Genomic DNA, 19,028 nt, shown 5'->3' with positions numbered 1-19,028 from the left:
TTTTGTAAAAATTTTCACAACGTATTGCTTAGTGCAGGTATTTATTTTACTGAATTTATTTTCTATTTCCGATGCGCATTTATTAATGCGCTCAAAAGATTTTAATATACCTATAATAAATGCGCAAACGTCAGTTGTAGGATTTTTGATATTCAGCTCTTTTGTTATATCTATAATCTCAATTTACATATCAAGAGAATATTATCTTATGGAATGGAGGTGCAAAGTTGCACGTTCGCCATCAAAGTCTATTTTTTCTTTTAATACGAGAAATGACATAAACACTATTATATCGAGATGTGTTGTCATTTTTTCAGTTTTCTTTAGTGGGCCACTCACAACTTACTTGCTATTAATTAGGCTGTCAGACTATCAAAGTAAAGTGTATTTTTTGCTACAGCTTATGGCATTTGTTGTCTGTTTATATTCATGTGGGAAAAATTACAAATCTACATTGAATTTATATAGGGATGATTATAGTAAAAGTTTTCATAAATTACTTTTAGTGTGCATGACATTACATTTGTATATCTGTGTAGACACAATATTCATCAGCTCAAGTTTCTCTCCGATTTTTTATATAAAGCAAAATTCAGCATTGTTAGATGATGAAGATGGGGGGACAGTATGGTTTATCCCGCATATTAAAATAGATTGAACAGAGAAAATTTATACTCCTGATGAGAATGCTAATAGCTTTGCACGTATGACTGGATATCATGAGGATGTATATAATATATCACGTTCTATTTCATTGGATTTAAGGTCAAGAAGTTTGAAGTATTTGGATTTATGGGGCCAGTCTATACCTAGAATTTGGGCTCATGATTCAGATTTATCTGGTGCAAATCTTAGTTTTGCAAGATTGATGGGAACAAATTTTGTCAACACAAACCTGCATGGAGTTAATTTTTCCATGTCTGTTCTGGATGGTAGTTCATTCTTCAACTCCAATATTGAATCTGTTATCTTTAATAATACTCATCTAATCGGTTCTATTTTTAGTGATACACAAATTAGAAACAGTATAATAATTGGAAGTACTTTTCTTGGCTCTCAATTCTATGGTTCAAAAATAGAACGCTCAAAGCTTTATGATAATGACTTCAATGCTATTGGTCTTTTCGATTCCAGTTTTAGTATGAATAATGTTTTCAATCAAAAAATATCATATATTTTTACTTCTGGGGAAGCAAATGATAACACTGATATAGTTTTCAAAAAGGATGAGCTTACCGCAAAAGAAAAACTTTCAAAGTATTTTTGCACAGGTCATAAATTATCTATAACAAAGAAGTTTAGTCTGTATTCAATATTGTCTGGATATAACTTAACGAATGAGCTCTACGCAGAGAGTATTCATGACTATTTTAATAAGGATGGCTGTGGGTACGTTCGTCAATTTACATCTAAAATTATGGATAATTCTATGTGAAAATATTGTGAAGCCTTCTCTCTGAAAGCGGGTAGGGTGCAAAGAACGAAGTGAATTGCACCGCTTCTATTGAGCTGGCAAAAGGTGTAATGCGCTTCGCTTATTACACCCTACGTAGATGCTCTGCCTATTTCCCTTCTGTCTACTCCCCATCACGGCTGCCTCTGGGTATTGGTCAGCAAATGGGCTGCACTTGAGCCACACTTGCTGACGCCCTGAACGGCCCATTTATCATGCAGAGCGAGCAGCCGATAACCGGATAGCAGGGGGAGAGTGGCATTCTGGCTGACAGGATTTTCGCCGTGTGCCAAGGTAGCGCTTCACGCCGACTCGACAACGCCGTTTGGTGGGCAGACAAGAGTGACGCAGGCAAGAAGAGAGGATGAGTTCATATGCGCAAAGAGAGTGATCCGGTCAGGATCTCCGACCTCAGCGAGTCTGTGGTACACGGGATTCTGGAGGTGATCAGCGACGGCATCTGGGATTGGAATGCCAATACCGGCTTTGTCTATCGCAATCCCGGCTGGTATCAGATGCTGGGCTATGAACCGCACTCCCTCGGCAATACCGTCTTTACCTGGGAGAGCGTGATCCATCCCGACGATATGGCGGCGGTGATGGCGAAGTTCGATCTCTGCCTCAATGGCAGCGCCCATGAGTATCGCGCCGAGTATCGTTGCCGCACCCGCGATGGCGATTACCTCTGGATTGAGGATTGTGGCCACATTATTGCCCGCAATCCCGATGGCTCGGTGGCGCGGATGATCGGCGCCCATCGCAATATCCACGCCAGCAAGCTGCTGCAAGAGCAACTGGAGCGGCGCAACCACTCGCTGGAGCAGCTGATCGCCGAGCGCACCGCCGAGCTGGCGCGGCTCAACGAGGAGTTGCAACGCAAAGTGGACGAGAATCGCCTGCTGGCAGAGACCGATGCGCTGACCGGCGCCGCCAGCCGTTATCGGCTGGAGCGGGCGTTGCAGCTGGAGTGCGAGCGGGCACGGCGCTTCCATCAGCCCTTCACGGTGATCGCCATGGATGTGGACAACTTCAAGCAGATCAACGACAGCTATGGCCACCACACCGGGGATCAGACACTGATCAACATAGTGGCGCTGATCCGCCGCCATATTCGCGAGATCGATCTGCTGGCCCGCTGGGGCGGTGACGAGTTTATGGTGGTGCTGCCCAATACCCGTCATGCCGAGGCGCAACTGGTGGCGAGCAAGTTCCAGCTGCTGTTGCAGCGCGAGACGATCTGCCCGCACGGCCCGGCGACCCTGAGTTTCGGGCTGGCGGAGTATGAGCAGGATGAGCAGAAGGAGAGCCTGATGGTGCGTGCCGATCGGGCGCTCTATCAGGCCAAGCTGCAGGGCAAGAACCGGATCTGCTGAGCGCGGGACGGCAAATGGAAAGGGCCGCAGGCGTGAAACCTGCGGCCCTTTTGCATGGGATCGCGGCCGCCTTAGAAGTGGTAGCGAATGCCCAGCTTGAGGGTGTCGAGGGAGTAGTGATCGTCACCCAGGGTCATGGCGTTGAACTGGCGCTCGTAACCAATCCCGGCGGAGATATGGTCGTTGAAGGCGTAGTCGATGCCCACTTCCAGATTGGGGTGAACGGTGCCCTTGGTCTCGCTGCGGCGACCCTGAACACTCATGCCGAGGATGGTGCCGTTGCCGATCATCTCGACTTCGGTGCTGGTGTAGGCCACACCCGGCTTGGCGTAGGCGCTGAAGCCCCAGGCCAGCGGCTGGCTCAGCTTGGCGGCCAGGCTGATGCTGCGGGTGTCGATGGTGGTGTCGGTGAAGCCGGTCAGGCCCGGGCTGGTGATCCACATCAGCTGGCTCATGCGCTGGGCATGCAGACCGCTTTCGATGGCCAGCCAGTCGTTGAGGTGGTAGCCGACGATCAGGCTGCCACCGTCGAGCTGGTCGTCGATGATGTTGGCGTCGTGCGCTCGCTGGGCCACGCCATCCAGATCCATTTTGGAGGTGGTGAGATCCAGACCGAGATACCAGCCCTCGGCACACGCGGCGCCGCTGAGGGTGAGACCGAGCAGGGAGAGGGCAACTGCACTGTTAAACTTGTTCATGGATTATCTGTCCTGATGTGTGAACTGCGTGTGATTGAACTCTTTCATCCATGAAAGTTATTAATATTTCCTGCACTCCTGTATTCGAGGCGGCGCAGTATAGTCAGCTCGTTTTTCAATAACAACCCGTGTGCAGGCTGTGATTTTCTGCAAATAAAAATCAGCACAAACAATAATTGGGTAATTAATGATTAATTTAGAGTTATCACTTTATTTATAAATTACCAAAATAAACGAAATAACCGTAACCGGACTATTTGCTGGCCGATCGGCCGGAGGGGGTTGATATCCCTTGGGTTTCTTTTTCGCTCCGCAAGGAGCATCTGATTGCAAACTGAATGATGATTAATCAGTTGTAAATGAGGTCGATTGCCAACTTTTTGTTGTTATTTTGACCGGTCGAATCTCGTCGCCGGTGGCCAAAATTTTTTGGCTGGCTGCATTTTTTATCTGCAAAAGGCGATGTTTGACTCTCTTTGTTGCTGTCTTTTTGCTCGCCAATGGTCACTTTTGCTACGTGTCGTTCATCTGCGCTCTGGCTGCCCCGGGAGGAACAAGGGCCGAGCGGGCTGAACCCGACCGGCCGGTTGGCCACGGCGCCGTTTGCCGATGGGTGAGACGAAAAAGGGGGCGGGCAGGGTGAGTCGCTATTTTATGAGGGCGCGCACAGCGGCCTGACGACAACTTTGAAGGGCTCCACATTCTGATTATCCGGAGTGTGTTAGGGCAATATTTTGCCGAGTGTTTCGCTATTGATTAAATCTTTATTATTGCGGCGCTGGTCACATTGACCAATTCAATTTGCCGGGGGCGACTGATACGCTGCCGAATCCCGATTATGAGAAATAACAATCAGATGTAATCGGGTCGTCACGGGTGCTGCAACAAGGATAATAAATATGTCGACAATATTGATTCTGGTGGTAGTGGGGCTGGTCGCCTACGCCATGCTCAAGCGGTTCAATCCTCAGGCGACCTTGCTGACCGCGGGTCTGGTGCTGCTGGCGTATGCCCAGTGGGCGGGGATCAACCCGATCCTGCCGGCCGAGAACAGTCAGGGCTTCTGGTTCTTCGATCTGTGGGAGAAGTTCGCCATGGTGACCAACTCCCGCCTCGCCTCCACCGGTCTGACCCTGGTGGCGATTGCCGGGGTGGCTACCTACCTCAACCAGATCGGCGCTTCGGCGGCGCTGGTGAAGGCCACTTCCCGCCCCATCATGGCGCTGAAGAACCCCTATGTGCTGCTGGCGATCATCCTGCTGCTGGTCTCCATCCTCTATGTCTTTATCACCGGGGCGACCTCGCTCTCCCTGCTGCTGATGGGCACCCTCTATCCGCTGCTGCGCAACGCCGGGATCAGTGCCAAGACGGCGGTGGCGACCATCGTCATCCCCACCGCGTGGGAGTTTGGCCCCGGCCAAATCAATGCGGTGATCGGTGCCAAGGCGATCAATATCGAGGTGATGCCGTTTGTGGTGAACCATCAGCTGCTGTTCCAGATCGCGCTGCTGGTGATCATCCCCTTCGTCAATATCGCGTGGCAGCGCTACTGCGACCGCAAGGATGGCCATGATACCGCCGCCGAGCGGGGCAAATATCTGCACGAGCTGGAGGCAAAGCACGAGAACACCCCGGGTTACTACGCCCTGCTGCCGGTGATCCCCTTCGTCTTTCTGTTCGGCTTCTCCGAGCTGTTTGTCAGCGCCATCAAGATGACCATTCCGGTGGCCATGATGTCGACCATGACCCTCTGCATCATCATCGAGGCGCTGCGCTACCGCTCCCTCAACAAGGCGTTCGCCAACTTCGAGGCCTGGCTGACCGGCACCGGGATGATCTTCGGCAGCGTGCTGACCCTGATGCTGGCGGCCGAGTTCTTCTCCGCCGGTCTCACCAATATCGGTGCCATCACCCAGCTGATCGATCTGGCCAAGTCGTTCGAGCTCAACCCGCTCGGGCTGTCGCTGGTCTTCTCGCTCTTTATCCTGCTGACCGCCTTTATCACCGGTTCGGGCAACGCCCCCGTGATGGCGTTTATTCCCATCGTGCCGCTGGTCTCCAGCCAGTTCGACATCAACCCGCTGTTGCTGCTGGTGCCGATCCTGTTCGCGGCCGGCATTGGCCGCACCATCTCGCCGGTGGCGGGGGTGATCATCACTGTCTCCGGCATCGCCAACCTGAGCCCGGTGGATGTGGTGAAGCGCACCTTCGTCCCCATGATGGCGAGCATGGCGGTGGTGATGGCGCTGACGGCCATTCGCTATATCTGATTGGATTGCCATCTGCTGACGCCTGCCCTGTGGCAGGCGTTTTTCATGGCGCAAAAAAGAGTAGAGCGGTGCTTTTGCAAGCGCCGCTCAAGATCAGGAAAAAGGAAAAACCTTGCGGTTTAAAAAATACAAATTTGGAAGCAAACAATCGATTTCTAAACCAGGAAGGGTCTTGAATTCGATACGACAAAAGTATGCGTGATGAGCTATGCAGCACTAGCAAAATGTTTTCCGGTTCAAGGATATGCGCTGGCAGGTATCAGATTTTGCGACCGCTGGCCGGAACTGGTCAGGCCTCGGCGCCATTTCAGCCGGTTACGGGCGACCACCATCTTTTTGGTGTCAATATCTGAGCCTTGGCGGTAAAAATAGAGGCGACCCCGCTGCGGCATAACCATGCAGTCATGATGCAACTACAAGGATGAGTCCCGTGAGCTACAGCCAGACCCTGGCCACCCAGATCCTCGATACCCTGAAGAAGACCCTGACCGACAAGGGGATTCGCTATCAGACGCTGGCGGAGGCGATGGGGGTCTCCATTGCCACCATCAAGCGGATGATGAACAAGCCCTCCCTGCCGTTCGATACCCTGCTGGAGATCTGCCATCTGGTGGGGCTCTCGTTCGAGGAGCTGCTGGAGCGCACCCAGGATGCCCAGAGCCGGCGCGCCGTATTCACTCAGGAGCAGGACGAGGCGTTTCACAACGAGCCGGGCCTCTACGCCTTTCTGGCCAACATCTTCTGGCGCGACAAGACGTTGATCGATCTCAAGCGGGAGTACGGCCTGACCGATGCCTCCTGCTACCTCTATCTGCGCAAGCTGGAGAAGCTCGGCATCCTGCAGCTTGGCATCGACAACAGCTATCACTTCCTCATCAGCGAGCGGATCAGCTTCGAGCAGCACAGCCGCTTCGCCCGCCAGCAGGCGCGCCAGGCGATGTCGATGCTGGGGGAGTATCTGGTGGAGAACATGCACAAGTCGAACAACTATCTGGCGCTCTGCCAGCTCCATCTCAACGAGAGCGAGGCGATGGGGTTGATCGAGCGGATGAAGGAGTACTGGCATCAGGAGCTCAAGCTCAACCGCCCCGCCATCGGCCCGCAGGAGCACCGCAAGACCTACACCATGTCGCTGCAACTGGCCGACTGCGGCTATCAGAGCTTTGACGACATGATCCCCAATATCGACAACTGATCCCGGCGGATCCTGCGGGATCCGCTCTGTTGGTGTCTGGTTATTCCGTGAATTGAACGGTCTGCGATCTGCTTGTGGCCGGTTGCAGCGCCCGGGTATCGAGGCAGATACGGATCGCATCTGGCCGCCAGTGTTCGATATCGCAATCCACCAGCGCGCCCCGTTCGTCATAGTTGACCCGCACCAGCCGCAGCACGGCGCTCCCCTCCGCCAGATTGAGGGCGCGGGCGATGGCGCCGCGCGCCGCCGAGGGGGTGATCTCGAGACTCGCCCCACCCTGGCCTATGCCATAGCGCTGCTGATAGAGCTCGGTGAGGGAGCTGGCCAGCGGTGCGCTGGCGATATCGGGAAAGCGACTCGCCAGCAGATGGTGGCTGACATGGAGCACCGGGCGACCGTCGATCAGGCGCAGGCGGCGAATTTCATACAGCGGCGTAAAAGGATCCAGCCCCATCCAGCGGCACAGCTCGCTGCTGGCGAGCTCGCCGCCGTGGGCCAGCACCCGGGTTTCGGCGGTGCGCTGCTGCTCGCCGATCCACTGGTGAAAGTGGGTGTGGATGGCGGGATCGTAGGTGAGGCGGGGCGGCGCCACGAACCAGCCGCGCCGCTCGGCCCGGTAGATAAGACCATCCGCCTCGAGGCTGGAGAGCGCCTCCTTGATGGTGATGCGGGTGGTGGCAAAACGCTCGCTCAGGGCCCGCTCGGCTGGCAACTGCTGCCCCGCCGCCAGCTGGCCGCTGCCGATATAGCGGCGCAGGGTCTGGCAAATCTGTTCACACTTGGAGGCGCGGCCATCTGCCGCTACTCGTTCGCTCAATCTCGGTTCAATCACGCTCATGTCCCTGTCGCTCATTCTGGCTGCGCGGGCTGGCCTGGCCCCTGTTGGTTCAGCCCTTGCTGGAGTAGTCCAGCTTCACTTGGGTTCAGAGTTGTAACCGCTGTGGATGACAGCGACATGACAGGGCAATTGTCATCAAACTGCCATCAAAGCGCCCCGCGACCGTCATATTTCCCCTCTAGCATCCCTCTCGAACCTTAACTGACCTAGTCCAGAGGGATGGGATGATGAAAAGCGTGATCGCAAGTGCACTGGCTCTGGTGGCCATCAGTCAGCCACTGTTTGCCGCCGAGAACATCGCGGATCTTGAGAAGGCCGCTCGCGGCGAAGGGCAACTCAGCAGTATTGGCATGCCCGACAGCTGGGCCAACTGGAAGGATACCTGGCAGCAGCTGGGCAACATCTACGGCATCAAGCATCAGGATACCGACATGAGCTCGGCGCAGGAGATCGCCAAGTTCGCCGCCGAGAAGGCCAACGCCACCGCCGACATCGGCGACGTGGGCGGCGCCTTCGGCCCGGTGGCGGTCAAGCAGGGGGTCACCCAGCCCTACAAGCCCTCCACCTGGGCCGACATTCCCAACTGGGCCAAGGATGCGGATGGTCACTGGATGCTGGCCTATACCGGCACCATCGCCTTCCTGATCAACAAGGATCTGGTCAAGGCCGCCCCCACCAGCTGGCAATCCCTGCTGGGCGGCAACTACAAGGTGACCCTGGGCGATGTGGGCGTTGCCTCGCAAGCCAACAACGGCGTGCTGGCGGCGGCCTATGCCACCGGTGGCAGCGAGAAGAATCTCAAGCCCGCCCTGGAGTTGTTCGGCAAGCTGGCCCAGCAGGGTCGCCTGTCGCTGAACGACCCGACCATCGCCAACATCGAGAAGGGCGAGGTGGAAGTGGGGGTGCTGTGGGACTTCAACGCCCTCAACTACCGCGACCAGATCGACCCCAAGAAGTTTGAAGTGGTGATCCCGAGCGACGGCTCCGTCATCGCCGGTTACACCACCATCATCAACAAGTGGGCCAAGAACCCCAACGCCGCCAAGCTGGCGCGGGAATACATCCTCTCCGATGCCGGTCAGATCAACCTGGCCCGCGGCTATGCCCGCCCGATCCGCAGCAACGTTGCGCTGCCGGATGACGTGAAGGCCAAGCTGCTGCCGGCCGAGCAGTATGCCAAGGCCAAGCCGGTCCAGGATCACGCCGCCTGGGAACAGAGCTCCAAGGCCCTGCCGCGTCAGTGGCAAGAGAACGTCATGATCTACATGCAGTAAGGAGCGGCCAGTGCAACACAAGGTGATAGTGGTACTTGTGGATGGCCTCTCTGCCGGGGTAGCCCATGGGATGGGCTACCTCGCAGGCATGGTGGAGGCGGAGCGCGGCCTCTATACGACCCTCAGCTGCGCCCTGCCATCCCTCTCCCGGCCTCTCTACGAGTGCATCCTGACCGGCGTTCCGCCGGTAGCGAGCGGCATCACCCACAACGGGGTGAGTCGTCTCAGTCTGCATGACTCCATTTTCCATCTGGCCCGCGCCGCGGGTAAACGCACCGCAGCGGCGGCCTACTACTGGGTGAGCGAGCTCTACAACAAGAGCCCCTGGCTGGCGGCCCGCGATCGCTTTACTCACGATGAGCAGCTGCCGATCCAGCACGGCAGCTTCTACTGGGATGACAACTACCCCGACAGCCATCTGCTGATGGATGGCGAGTGGCTGCGCAGCCAGTACGATCCCGATTTTCTGCTGATCCACCCGATGGGGGTGGACGATGCGGGCCACAAGTTTGGCTTCGATTCCCGCCAGTACCGCAATCAGGCGCGCCGGATGGACAGCCTGTTGGCCGACCTGCTGCCCCAGTGGCTGGCGGAGGGGTATCAGGTGGTGATCACCTCGGATCACGGCATGAACAACGACCTGAGCCACGGCGGCACCCTGCCTGAAGAGCGCACTGTGCCGCTCTGGCTGTTTGGCGATGCTTTCGTCGAGCGCTGGCCGGATGGGGTGGCGATTGCCCAGACCCAGCTCTGCGCCCTGATGGCGGATCTGCTGGGGGTTTCCCACGACAAGCCGGCAGCGCCACCGCTGCTCAAGGCCGCCTTTATGCGCGAGGTGCACTGATGATGCCTGCAACCACCGAGATCCTGGTGGATCAACCCGTGGCAACCAAGCAGAAGGTGCGCCGCCACTGGCTGCCCGCGCTGGTGCTGCTGCCCTTTATCCTCTTGATGATCCTGTTCCAGCTTGCCCCCATAGTGTGGGTGCTGGTGGGCAGTTTCCAAACCCCGGATGGCTGGGGCATCGACTACTACCGGGAGATTTTGAGCTCCCCCTTCTACCTGCAATCGTTCGGCAACTCGTTGCGCATCGCCGGTATCGCCAGTCTGGCGGGGCTTGCCATCGGCACCCTCGGGGCGGCGGCGCTGCGTCACAGCGGCGAGCGGGTCAAGCGGGTGCTGCTGGCCTTTGTCACCATGACCGGCAACTTCAGCGGGGTGCCGCTGGCGTTCGCCTTCATCATCATTCTCGGCATCAACGGTGCGGTGACCCTGCTGCTGAAATCCTGGGGATTGATCGACGGCTTCAACCTCTACTCGGGGTCGGGCCTTATCCTCATTTACACCTACTTCCAGATCCCGCTCGCCCTGCTGCTGCTCTATCCGGCCTTCGATGCGCTGCAGGATGAGTGGCCGCAAGCGGCCGCGCTGCTGGGGGCGAGCAAGGGGCAGTATGTGTGGCACGTGGCGCTGCCGGTGCTAACGCCTGCGCTGCTTGGCACCCTGATCATCCTGTTTGCCAACGCGGTGGGGGCCTATGCCTCCGCCTACGCCCTCACCACCGGCAACTTCAATCTGGTGACCATCCGGGTGGCCAGTCTGGTCTCCGGCGACATCTTCCTCGAGCCCAATATGGCGGCGGCGCTGGCGGTGATCCTGATGGTGCTGCTGGGAGTGGTGACGGCCGCCAACCAGTGGCTGCTGAAAAAGAGCTATGTGAACAAGGGGCAATCCCATGCATGATTTGACGCCGCGCTGGCCCAAGTGGGTGCTGGGTGGGCTGGTCGCCACCCTGCTGCTGCCGCTGTTGGCCACGTTTCTCTACTCCATCTCCACCCGCTGGGGGGCGACCCTGCTGCCGGATGGCTTCACTCTCGACTGGTATCTCAAACTGTGGGGCGATCCGCGCTTTCTCGCGGCGTTTGGCCGCAGCCTCCTGGTCTGTTTCGCCACCCTGCTGCTGGGGACGCTGGTGCTGGTACCCACCGTGCTGGTGGTGGCCTACTACTTCCCCAAGCTGGATCCCTGGATGAACCTGTTGATCCTGCTCCCCTTTGCGGTGCCACCGGTGGTCTCCTCAGTCGGGCTGCTGCAGGTCTACGCCGACGGCGTGCTGCCCATCATCGGCACGCCGTGGATCTTGATCGGCACCTGGTTCACCGTGGTGCTCCCCTTTATGTACCGGGCGCTGGCCAACAGTTTGCAGGGTGTGCCGCTGAAAGATCTGATGGATGCCGCCCACCTGCTGGGGGCGAGCAGCCGCCGCGCCTTTCTGCTGGTGGTGATCCCCTGCCTGCGCAAGGGATTGCTGGCTGCGCTGTTTCTCTCGCTCTCCTTCCTGCTCGGCGAGTTCGTGTTTGCCAACATGCTGGTGGGCACCCGTTACGAGACCCTGCAGGTCTACCTCTACAACATGCGCGCGACTTCGGGCCACTTCACCAGTGCGCTGGTGATGAGCTACTTCCTGCTGACCCTGCTGCTCACCTGGGCGGCCAACAGATTTCATCGGTGAATCAACATGTTCCATCTAGAAGTGAATCAACTGCACAAATCCTACGGCGATACCAGAGTGTTCGAGGGGATCGAATTCGGCATTCGCAAGGGGGAGCTGGTGACCCTGCTCGGCCCCTCCGGCTGCGGCAAATCCACCCTGCTGCGGGCGCTGGCCGGGCTCACTCCGGTGGATGGCGGTCAGGTGCGGGTGGCCGGTGAAGATATCACCTGGCAGGAGCCCCAGAAGCGCGGCATCGGCATGGTGTTCCAGAGCTATGCGCTCTTCCCCAACATGACGGTGTGGGACAACGTCGCCTTTGGCCTCAAGATGAAACCCCAGCCGGGACGGGATCTCGCCGCCAGCGTGCAGGAGGCGCTTGAGCTGGTGGAGCTGACCGGTTTCGAGCGCCGCTATCCGGCCGAGCTCTCCGGTGGCCAGCGTCAGCGGGTCGCGCTGGCCCGGGCTCTGGTGGTGCAGCCGCGGATCCTGCTGCTGGACGAGCCGCTCTCGGCGCTGGATGCCCGCATCCGCCGCAGCCTGCGCCAGCAGATCCGCGAGATCCAGCAGCGCCTCGAGCTCACCACCATCTTCGTGACTCACGATCAGGAGGAGGCGCTGACCATGTCGGACAGGATCTTCCTGATGAACAAGGGATCCATCGTCCAGAGCGGTACGCCGGAGGAGATCTATACCCGTCCCGCCAGCGAGTTTGTAGCGAGCTTTATCGGCAACTACAACCTGCTTGGCGTCGAGCAGGGCAAGTCGCTGTTTGGCCCCCGTTTTCAGGGCAAGCTGGCGCTGCGACCCGAATCCCTCTCCCTGCTGCCGGCTGGCGCTCACAGCGACGAACCGAACCTGCCGGGGGTGATCAGCGGGCAACAGCTGCTTGGCAACGTCATCCGCTATCAGGTGACCTGCGAGGCAGGCGTACTGACGGTGGATTGCCTCAACCGCTCGGCCCGCGAACTGCTGCCGGTGGGGCGCGCCGTGACCCTGGTAGTGGCCCGGGATCAACTCTGTGAGGTAGCATGAGGCCGCATTTCATTTCCATTTTTACTGCGAGGAGCGCCCATGGCACTGGCACTGTTTGATCTGGATGAGACCCTGATTGCCGGGGATTCCGCCAGCCTCTGGTTGGAGTACATGGTGGCCGAGGAGCTGGCCCCCACCAGCATGATTGCCGAGGAGCAGGGGATGATGTCCCTCTACCATCAGGGCAAAATGGACATGCACCAGTACATGGCCTTCACCCTGCAACCGCTGGCGGGCAAGACACGCCAGTGGCTCGACTCGCTCTGTAGCCGCTTTGCCGAGCAGGTGCTGCGCGAGCGCATCTACCCCGAGGGGCTGGCACGTATCGAGTGGCACCGCCAGCGTGGCGACGAGCTGGTGCTCATCTCCGCCTCCGGCGAACATCTGGTTGCTCCCATGGCTCGGATGCTGGGGATGGAGCACTGCGTTGCCATCCAGCTCGATGAAGAGTCCGGCATGCTGACCGGCCAGACCCGCGGCACCCTCAGTTTTCGCGAAGGCAAGGTGGCCCGCATCAACCAGCTCTTTGCCGGAAGGGACAACCTCTGGCAGGGAAGCTTTGGTTACAGCGATTCTCACAACGATCTGCCCATGCTGCGGGCGGTGAGCCATCCCCATGCGGTCAATCCGGCCCCCGCGCTGCGTCAGCAGGCCGAGGAGCTGGGCTGGCCCGTGCTGGAGTGGCAGCGCCAGCTTTGAGTACCGGTTGGTGGCGATGAAAAAGTGGTGATGAAAAAAGAGAGAGGCTGGAAGGCCTCTCTCTCTTTTTATCTGAGCGCAGCTGTTGGCTGTCATGCCTCGTTGGCGCGTAGCGGCTCCTCATCAGACGCCTTGTCCGCGGGACGCGGTTCATCCGGCTGTGTTGTCTGTTCGCCGTTTTGCGGGAAGCAGATGCGGTTTTTCCCCTCCCGCTTGGCGCGATAAACGGCGTTGTCTGCCAGCTCAATCAGATCTTTGCCAGACATACCGGGTTTGCTGAAGGCGACGCCGCCGCTGATGGTGATGGTGAGATCCACCTCGCGCCACTCCAGCTGCTCCACTCCGATCCGGAAGGTCTCCAGCAGGGAGGGGAGCATGGGTTGATCCTCGCCGTAGCGGAAGATGAGCACCAGCTCCTCGCCACCATAGCGGCAGAACCAGCCCCAGTCGTGGAACAGTCGCATGCCGAGTTTGCCCACCCGCTTGAGCACCACATCACCGGTCTGGTGGCCGAAGGTGTCGTTGACCCGTTTGAAGTTGTCGAGATCGAACATCACCAGCCCGAAGGGGTGGCCCTGCTTGATCTGCTGTTGCAGGCACTCGTCGAAGAAGCGGCGGTTGTAGAGGCCGGTGAGCTTGTCCTGATTGGCTTGCAGCCGGATCTGGGCGAAGTCCTGGCTGGCGGCATCCATCTCTTCGTAGACCTTGGCCAGCTCCAGCATGCGGCGACCGTTGTAGGCGATACCGCCGGAGCGGCTGGCCCGGATCAGCAGGGTGATTTCGCCCAGCATGCGGCGGAAGTAGCGGGACCAGAGCATGGCGAGCAGCAGATAGAGTACGCAGGCTACGCCGATCATCAGCTGCACGTTGACGGAGACGCTGTCGATCACCCGTTGCATGCTGGCGGTAGGCTCGACGCTGAGCAGGATCCAGCGCTGCTCGGGAATGCGGTTGTAGGCGACCATCTGGCCGCTTGCCTTATCGAGGAAGAAGCCCTGATCGCCCTTCATCCGTGTCAGCCATGTAGGGTCGGTCAGCGGCTTGAAGACGCGGGCGCGGTCCGGGTGAGCCAGTACCAGCCCCTCGTGGTTGATCAGCATCTGATAACCCTGCCCGTTGTGATAATCCACACCGCGTTTGTTGTTGAGCCAGCTGGCGAGCGGAGTGAGCTGGGTATCGAGGGAGAGCACACCGACCCGTTTGCCGTCCGGGGTCAGGATGACCCGTGCCAGCGCCATGGTGAGGGTACCGAGGGTGTAGTCGTAGTAGGGGTCGGTAAAGACAATCTGGCCGGGGTGGCTGGCCGCCAGCTTGTACCAGGGGCGAACCCGGGGATCGAACCTTTCGTCAGCTTGCCATGCAGGGTGGATCAGCATCTTGCGATACTCGGTGCCGACATAGACATAGTCGAGCTCCATTACCTTGTGATAGGCCCGCCACGACTGCAGATAGTGTTCGCCGTTGCGAATGGTCGGCTCAATGAAGTCCTGATAATTTACCTGCTGGTAAATCAGCGTAAACTGGCGTTTGAGCGTCTCCAGATAGGGTTCGAGCAGGGTGTGCAGATATTGGGTATTGCGGGCCACCAGATTTTGTTCCTGCTCGTGGCGCAGGGTGCGCTCCATATGCAGGTAGTAGATGCTGCCCAGCAGCAAAACAGGGATAAAGAGCAGGAGGAGGCCCAACCGCATGCGGGAGATTAATGACCACGTATTCCTGGACGTACCGCGGGGCATGAAGAGATCCTTTTCAGCTCGAGTGAGACCAGCATATATGATGGCGTTCGGCGCGTCTAAAGGCAGGATGTGAGAATTTGCTGATGCTCAATCATTCTCTGCTCTGCCATCTCCATGACGGCAGTATTATTCTGCTGCTGCTCGCCCTGTGCATCGAATACCTCATTTTTCGCCGCGGGCTCAACATGGTGCGAGTGCGCCGTCTGCTGGTGGTGGACGGGGTTTCGGCACTGGCCCTGTTCGGCATCTTTGCCACCGGTTGTCTGCTGGCGCTCGAACATGCCGGCTCGCTGGCTGCTCTCTTTGCCCACCCGGCTCACGGCATGCAGACCCTGCTCTTTCTGGTGATCGTGGGATCGCTCGATTACCCCAGCCGTCTCTTCTACCGCTGGCGCCGCTCCCTGCGGCTGGGTCGCGCGCCGATGATCTCCATCCAGCAGCAATTCCGGGTGATCTGGATCCTGCGTGGCAACATGTTGCTGGTGCTGATCTTCGCCCTGCTGGTAAAACATCCACTGCCATAAAGACAAGAGGGTGGGGAGACGGGTATCTTGGATCAGATAACCCGCAAAACGCTGATTTAAGGATGAATTATCATGCGTTCCAATCTGATGTTGCTGATGGCTGCCACCATCTGGGGCATGGGCTTTGTCGCCCAGCGCCTCGGGATGGATCATATGGGGCCATACACCTTCAATGGCCTGCGCTTTCTGCTCGGCGCCTTCTCTCTGCTACCGCTGCTGTGGTGGCTCAAATCCCGACAACCTGTTGCCGTCACGGACGATCATCGCCAGTTGCTGACCGGTGGTGTGCTGGCCGGACTGGTGCTGTTCTGCGCCGCCTCCCTGCAACAGGTGGGGCTGCTCTACACCACAGCCGCCAAGGCCGGTTTTATCACCGGGCTCTACATCATTCTGGTGCCTGTGCTGGGTTTGCTGCTGCACCACAAGACCGGCACCAACACCTGGATTGGCGCGCTTATCGCGCTGGCCGGTCTCTATCTGCTGAGCGTGACGGATGACTTTTCCATCGGCTTTGGCGATCTGCTGCAGGTGATTGGCGCGCTGTTCTGGGCGATCCATCTGCTGCTGGTGGATCACTACTCCAACCGGGTGGCCCCTATCAAGCTGGCTTGCGTGCAGTTTGTGGTGTGCGGTCTGCTCAGCCTCGTTACCGCCTTCATCATCGAGATGCCGACGGTGGCCGGGGCGGTTGCCGGTTGGCAGGCGCTGCTCTACGCCGGTCTGGTCTCGGTGGGGGTTGGCTATACCCTGCAGGTGCTGGGGCAGCGCGGTGCCCATCCGGCCCATGCTGCCATCATTCTCAGTCTGGAGACCGTCTTCGCCGCCGTGGGGGGCGTATTGCTGCTGGATGAGACGCTGGATGAGCAGACGGTGGCGGGCTGTTCGCTGATGCTGGCGGGGATGCTGATCTCCCAGATCCGGCTGCGCTGGTGGTGGAAGTCGCGCCGCGACAAGGTGCCGCTGGCCAAGTAAACCGCGCTCTGCCAGCATAACAAAAACGCCCCGACTGTCGGGGCGTTTTGCATGGTAGCGGTTCGGTCAGGGGCGCTGATCCAGCTTGCGTTCCAGCTCCATGGCCTTCTGGCGAGCCGGATGGGTATTGAGGCGCTGCCAGTAGGCTTGCAGGTGTGGAAAGTGGGCCAGCTGACCGCTTTGCGCCAGCAGATCCACCAGGAAGGAGTTCATGATGTCAGCGCCGGAGAGGCGATCCCCCACCAGATAGTGGCGATTCGCCATCACATCGTTGAGGTAGCCCAGCACCTTGGCACACTCCGCCTTGGCATAGTCCGGCAGGAAGCGCATCGGGCTGCCATCTTTGCGCACAAACATATCCAGCAGCAGCGGCAGGATGCCCGAGCTCTCGGCAAAGTGAAGCCACTGCAGGTATTCGGGATACTCCAGGCTATCTGGTGCAGGAGCCAGCCGATCGGCGGCATAGCGGGCAATCAGGTACTCGGTGATGGCGCCCGATTCTGCCAGCACCCGGCCGTCGAACTCGATGACCGGCGACTTGCCGAGTGGATGGATGGCTTTTAGCTCGGGCGGTGCCAGAAAGGTGGTGGCATCGCGCTGATACGCCTTGATTTCATAGGGCTGACCCAGCTCTTCGAGCAGCCAGATGATGCGTTGGGAGCGGGATTTGTTCAGGTGGTGCAGGACTATCATAACGACCTCGATTCGGTGGCAGGGTGGGGTATACGAGCGGGCGAGGGGGGCGGTTCACCGGCAGTAAAAAAAGAGCGGGCTGATGCCCGCTCGCTCAACACCTGACTTATGCCTCCAGCGCCTGATCCAGATCCGCCAGTATGTCCTCGATCGCCTCGATCCCGACCGACAGCCGGATCATCTCGGGTTTGACTCCAGCCTTGGCCTGCTCCTCCTCGCTCAGCTGGCGATGAGTGGTGGAGGCGGGGTGGCAGGCCAGCGACTTGGCGTCACCGATATTGACCAGCCGCTTGAAGATCTTGAGCGCATCGTAGAAACGCACCCCCGCCTCGTAGCCATCCTTCAGGCCGAACGAGAGAATCGCCGAGGGGCGACCGGCCATGTACTTCTCTGCCAGCAAGTAGTGCGGGTGACCCGGCAGACCGGCGTAGCTGACCCATGCCACTTTGGGGTGATGCTTGAGGTGGTTGGCGACCCGCAGGGCGTTGTCGACGTGGCGCTCCATGCGCAGGCTCAGGGTCTCCAACCCCTGCAGCAGCAGGAAGGCGTTCATCGGCGCCAGCGCTGCGCCGGTATTGCGCAGCGGCACTGTGCGTACCCGTCCGATAAAGGCGGCCGGGCCAAAGGCCTCGGTATAGACCACCCCGTGGTAGGAGGGCTCGGGTTTGGTCAGCTGGGGGAAGCGCTCGGCGTGATCCGCCCAGGGGAACTTGCCCGAGTCGACGATGACGCCACCCAGCGAGTTGCCGTGGCCGCCGACATATTTGGTCAGGCTGTGGACGACGATGTCAGCGCCATGTTCGATGGGTTTGCACAAGACCGGTGTGGCGACCGTGTTGTCGACGATAAGCGGCACGCCGCGGGCATGGGCTGCCTTGGCCAGTGCGGCCAGATCGACGATGTTGCCCGCCGGATTGCCGATGCTCTCGCAGTAGACCGCCTTGGTCTTGTCGTCGATGAGGGCGGCGATGGCCTCGGCACTGTCATCCTTGGCGAAGCGCACTTCAACGCCGAAACTCGGCAGCATGTGGGCGAACAATGTGTAGGTGCCGCCATAGAGCTGGGGAGTGGAGACGATGTTGTCACCGGCTGCGGTCAGCGCCTGAATGGCATAGGTGATGGCGGCAGAACCTGCCGAGACTACCAGTGCGGCGATCCCCCCTTCCAGCGCGGCCATCCGCTGCTCCAGCACATCATTGGTGGGGTTCATGATGCGGGTGTAGATATTGCCCGGCACCGCCAGATTGAACAGATCCGCCCCGTGCTGGGCGCTCTCGAACTCGTAGGCCACCGTCTGGTAGATGGGCACGGCAACGGCCTTGGTGGTGGGGTCGTTGGTAAAGCCGTGGTGCAGGGCCAGGGTCGCATCTTTCATCACACACTCCTTGTTGGATGTTGCTTATGGCAGTTATAGATGGATAGACGTCCAATCTATCAGGCCCGTGGCCGATGTAAACAGCAAGATCCGGCAAAGCAATTGCTCCCGCAGGGGGATGCGCGTCCCGAGTGGCTGGCACGGCTCGCACTCAGAGGCGGCGGCGATACTCCTTGTCGTCGATCTGGTTCATATCCCACTGCATCAGGCGGTTGAGCTGCTGCATGGGATCTTCGATAAGTGGCAGCGGGCGCGGCAGGATCCGCTTGAAGTAACGGCGCAGGATCTGCTGGATCCGGTTCGGTTTGGGCTCGATGTGATGGTTCATGGTGAGGCTCCTTATGTTGTTGCTCAGCGTCATCGTCAGTATTGAGTTAAAATGCGGAAGTAAAAACTGATGAC

The 19,028-nt window shown here is 58.4% G+C and carries 18 protein-coding genes; 12 read left to right on the top strand and 6 right to left on the bottom strand.

Annotation, left to right across the window (positions count from 1 at the left end; translation table 11 throughout):
* Positions 1-775: 775 nt before the first annotated feature.
* On the top strand, positions 776-1,435 hold the full coding sequence (locus WE862_RS02860) for a pentapeptide repeat-containing protein (RefSeq protein ID WP_339058697.1): 660 nt from the start codon (positions 776-778) through the stop codon (positions 1,433-1,435).
* A gap of 392 nt (positions 1,436-1,827) precedes the next feature.
* Positions 1,828-2,826 carry a sensor domain-containing diguanylate cyclase gene (locus tag WE862_RS02855; protein WP_042030193.1) on the top strand — a complete coding sequence of 333 codons (999 nt, stop codon included), beginning with the start codon at positions 1,828-1,830 and terminating at the stop codon, positions 2,824-2,826.
* 71 nt (positions 2,827-2,897) lie between these two features.
* On the opposite strand, the gene WE862_RS02850 is transcribed toward WE862_RS02855, so the two are convergent.
* Positions 2,898-3,524 carry a porin family protein gene (locus WE862_RS02850; protein ID WP_042030191.1) on the bottom strand — a complete coding sequence of 209 codons (627 nt, stop codon included), beginning with the start codon at positions 3,522-3,524 and terminating at the stop codon, positions 2,898-2,900.
* 899 nt (positions 3,525-4,423) lie between these two features.
* On the opposite strand from WE862_RS02850, the gene dcuC reads away from it, so the two are divergent.
* Positions 4,424-5,794: a C4-dicarboxylate transporter DcuC gene (gene dcuC / locus WE862_RS02845; protein ID WP_033115529.1), complete on the top strand. Its 1,371-nt coding sequence runs from the start codon at positions 4,424-4,426 to the stop codon at positions 5,792-5,794.
* A 430-nt stretch (positions 5,795-6,224) separates the two neighbouring features.
* Positions 6,225-6,989, top strand: a complete 765-nt coding sequence (locus tag WE862_RS02840; RefSeq protein ID WP_042030190.1) for a helix-turn-helix domain-containing protein — start codon at positions 6,225-6,227, stop codon at positions 6,987-6,989.
* A 40-nt stretch (positions 6,990-7,029) separates the two neighbouring features.
* Here the strand turns inward: WE862_RS02840 and WE862_RS02835 are convergent, their stop codons facing one another.
* Complete coding sequence (locus WE862_RS02835) at positions 7,030-7,842, bottom strand: UTRA domain-containing protein (protein ID WP_042030189.1); 813 nt, start codon at positions 7,840-7,842, stop codon at positions 7,030-7,032.
* Between the two features lie 212 nt (positions 7,843-8,054).
* Here WE862_RS02835 and WE862_RS02830 point away from each other — a divergent pair, with 212 nt between their 5' ends.
* From WE862_RS02830 to WE862_RS02805, 6 genes are read left to right on the top strand one after another with little or no spacing between them, the layout of a single operon-like run.
* Positions 8,055-9,101: an ABC transporter substrate-binding protein gene (locus tag WE862_RS02830; RefSeq protein ID WP_033115526.1), complete on the top strand. Its 1,047-nt coding sequence runs from the start codon at positions 8,055-8,057 to the stop codon at positions 9,099-9,101.
* 10 nt (positions 9,102-9,111) lie between these two features.
* On the top strand, positions 9,112-9,945 hold the full coding sequence (locus tag WE862_RS02825) for an alkaline phosphatase family protein (protein WP_042030187.1): 834 nt from the start codon (positions 9,112-9,114) through the stop codon (positions 9,943-9,945).
* Positions 9,945-10,844, top strand: a complete 900-nt coding sequence (locus WE862_RS02820) for an ABC transporter permease (protein WP_042030186.1) — start codon at positions 9,945-9,947, stop codon at positions 10,842-10,844. Before WE862_RS02825 ends, WE862_RS02820 begins: the two co-directional genes overlap by 1 nt.
* On the top strand, positions 10,837-11,613 hold the full coding sequence (locus WE862_RS02815; RefSeq protein ID WP_042030185.1) for an ABC transporter permease: 777 nt from the start codon (positions 10,837-10,839) through the stop codon (positions 11,611-11,613). Before WE862_RS02820 ends, WE862_RS02815 begins: the two co-directional genes overlap by 8 nt.
* A 6-nt stretch (positions 11,614-11,619) precedes the next feature.
* Positions 11,620-12,627, top strand: coding sequence for an ABC transporter ATP-binding protein (locus WE862_RS02810; protein ID WP_042030184.1), 1,008 nt, complete (start codon positions 11,620-11,622; stop codon positions 12,625-12,627).
* Between the two features lie 39 nt (positions 12,628-12,666).
* Positions 12,667-13,326, top strand: coding sequence for an HAD family hydrolase (locus WE862_RS02805; protein ID WP_042030183.1), 660 nt, complete (start codon positions 12,667-12,669; stop codon positions 13,324-13,326).
* A gap of 92 nt (positions 13,327-13,418) precedes the next feature.
* On the opposite strand, the gene WE862_RS02800 is transcribed toward WE862_RS02805, so the two are convergent.
* Positions 13,419-15,017 carry a sensor domain-containing diguanylate cyclase gene (locus WE862_RS02800; RefSeq protein WP_225628310.1) on the bottom strand — a complete coding sequence of 533 codons (1,599 nt, stop codon included), beginning with the start codon at positions 15,015-15,017 and terminating at the stop codon, positions 13,419-13,421.
* A 128-nt stretch (positions 15,018-15,145) separates the two neighbouring features.
* Here WE862_RS02800 and WE862_RS02795 point away from each other — a divergent pair, with 128 nt between their 5' ends.
* Together WE862_RS02795 and WE862_RS02790 are read left to right on the top strand one after the other, a co-directional pair.
* Complete coding sequence (locus tag WE862_RS02795; RefSeq protein ID WP_042030217.1) at positions 15,146-15,586, top strand: DUF2214 family protein; 441 nt, start codon at positions 15,146-15,148, stop codon at positions 15,584-15,586.
* Positions 15,587-15,658: 72 nt separating this feature from the next.
* Positions 15,659-16,558: a DMT family transporter gene (locus WE862_RS02790; RefSeq protein ID WP_042030180.1), complete on the top strand. Its 900-nt coding sequence runs from the start codon at positions 15,659-15,661 to the stop codon at positions 16,556-16,558.
* Between the two features lie 66 nt (positions 16,559-16,624).
* On the opposite strand, the gene WE862_RS02785 is transcribed toward WE862_RS02790, so the two are convergent.
* The 3 genes from WE862_RS02785 to WE862_RS02775 all read right to left on the bottom strand — a co-directional run bounded on the left by WE862_RS02785 (position 16,625) and on the right by WE862_RS02775 (position 18,954).
* Complete coding sequence (locus WE862_RS02785) at positions 16,625-17,251, bottom strand: glutathione S-transferase family protein (protein WP_042030179.1); 627 nt, start codon at positions 17,249-17,251, stop codon at positions 16,625-16,627.
* A 106-nt stretch (positions 17,252-17,357) separates the two neighbouring features.
* Positions 17,358-18,626 carry an O-acetylhomoserine aminocarboxypropyltransferase/cysteine synthase family protein gene (locus tag WE862_RS02780; RefSeq protein ID WP_042030177.1) on the bottom strand — a complete coding sequence of 423 codons (1,269 nt, stop codon included), beginning with the start codon at positions 18,624-18,626 and terminating at the stop codon, positions 17,358-17,360.
* 151 nt (positions 18,627-18,777) lie between these two features.
* On the bottom strand, positions 18,778-18,954 hold the full coding sequence (locus tag WE862_RS02775) for a hypothetical protein (protein WP_104015927.1): 177 nt from the start codon (positions 18,952-18,954) through the stop codon (positions 18,778-18,780).
* Positions 18,955-19,028: the final 74 nt, after the last annotated feature.

Source organism: Aeromonas jandaei, assembly GCF_037890695.1.
GTDB lineage: Bacteria > Pseudomonadota > Gammaproteobacteria > Enterobacterales > Aeromonadaceae > Aeromonas > Aeromonas jandaei.
Note: the sequence above shows the minus strand (reverse complement) of the source record. Positions and strands in the feature narration are given on the sequence as shown.

What these genes read in the sequence shown, in the direction of transcription:
- WE862_RS02815 (WP_042030185.1), top strand. Translation starts at nt 10,837, where the DNA reads ATGCATGATTTGACGCCGCGCTGGCCCAAGTGGGTGCTGGGTGGGCTG.
- WE862_RS02790 (WP_042030180.1), top strand. Translation starts at nt 15,659, where the DNA reads ATGCGTTCCAATCTGATGTTGCTGATGGCTGCCACCATCTGGGGCATG.
- WE862_RS02810 (WP_042030184.1), top strand. Translation starts at nt 11,620, where the DNA reads ATGTTCCATCTAGAAGTGAATCAACTGCACAAATCCTACGGCGATACC.
- WE862_RS02795 (WP_042030217.1), top strand. Translation starts at nt 15,146, where the DNA reads ATGCTCAATCATTCTCTGCTCTGCCATCTCCATGACGGCAGTATTATT.
- WE862_RS02800 (WP_225628310.1), bottom strand. Translation starts at nt 15,017, where the DNA reads ATGCGGTTGGGCCTCCTCCTGCTCTTTATCCCTGTTTTGCTGCTGGGC.
- WE862_RS02780 (WP_042030177.1), bottom strand. Translation starts at nt 18,626, where the DNA reads ATGAAAGATGCGACCCTGGCCCTGCACCACGGCTTTACCAACGACCCC.
- WE862_RS02830 (WP_033115526.1), top strand. Translation starts at nt 8,055, where the DNA reads ATGAAAAGCGTGATCGCAAGTGCACTGGCTCTGGTGGCCATCAGTCAG.
- dcuC (WP_033115529.1), top strand. Translation starts at nt 4,424, where the DNA reads ATGTCGACAATATTGATTCTGGTGGTAGTGGGGCTGGTCGCCTACGCC.
- WE862_RS02820 (WP_042030186.1), top strand. Translation starts at nt 9,945, where the DNA reads ATGATGCCTGCAACCACCGAGATCCTGGTGGATCAACCCGTGGCAACC.
- WE862_RS02850 (WP_042030191.1), bottom strand. Translation starts at nt 3,524, where the DNA reads ATGAACAAGTTTAACAGTGCAGTTGCCCTCTCCCTGCTCGGTCTCACC.
- WE862_RS02835 (WP_042030189.1), bottom strand. Translation starts at nt 7,842, where the DNA reads ATGAGCGACAGGGACATGAGCGTGATTGAACCGAGATTGAGCGAACGA.
- WE862_RS02855 (WP_042030193.1), top strand. Translation starts at nt 1,828, where the DNA reads ATGCGCAAAGAGAGTGATCCGGTCAGGATCTCCGACCTCAGCGAGTCT.
- WE862_RS02805 (WP_042030183.1), top strand. Translation starts at nt 12,667, where the DNA reads ATGGCACTGGCACTGTTTGATCTGGATGAGACCCTGATTGCCGGGGAT.
- WE862_RS02775 (WP_104015927.1), bottom strand. Translation starts at nt 18,954, where the DNA reads ATGAACCATCACATCGAGCCCAAACCGAACCGGATCCAGCAGATCCTG.
- WE862_RS02785 (WP_042030179.1), bottom strand. Translation starts at nt 17,251, where the DNA reads ATGATAGTCCTGCACCACCTGAACAAATCCCGCTCCCAACGCATCATC.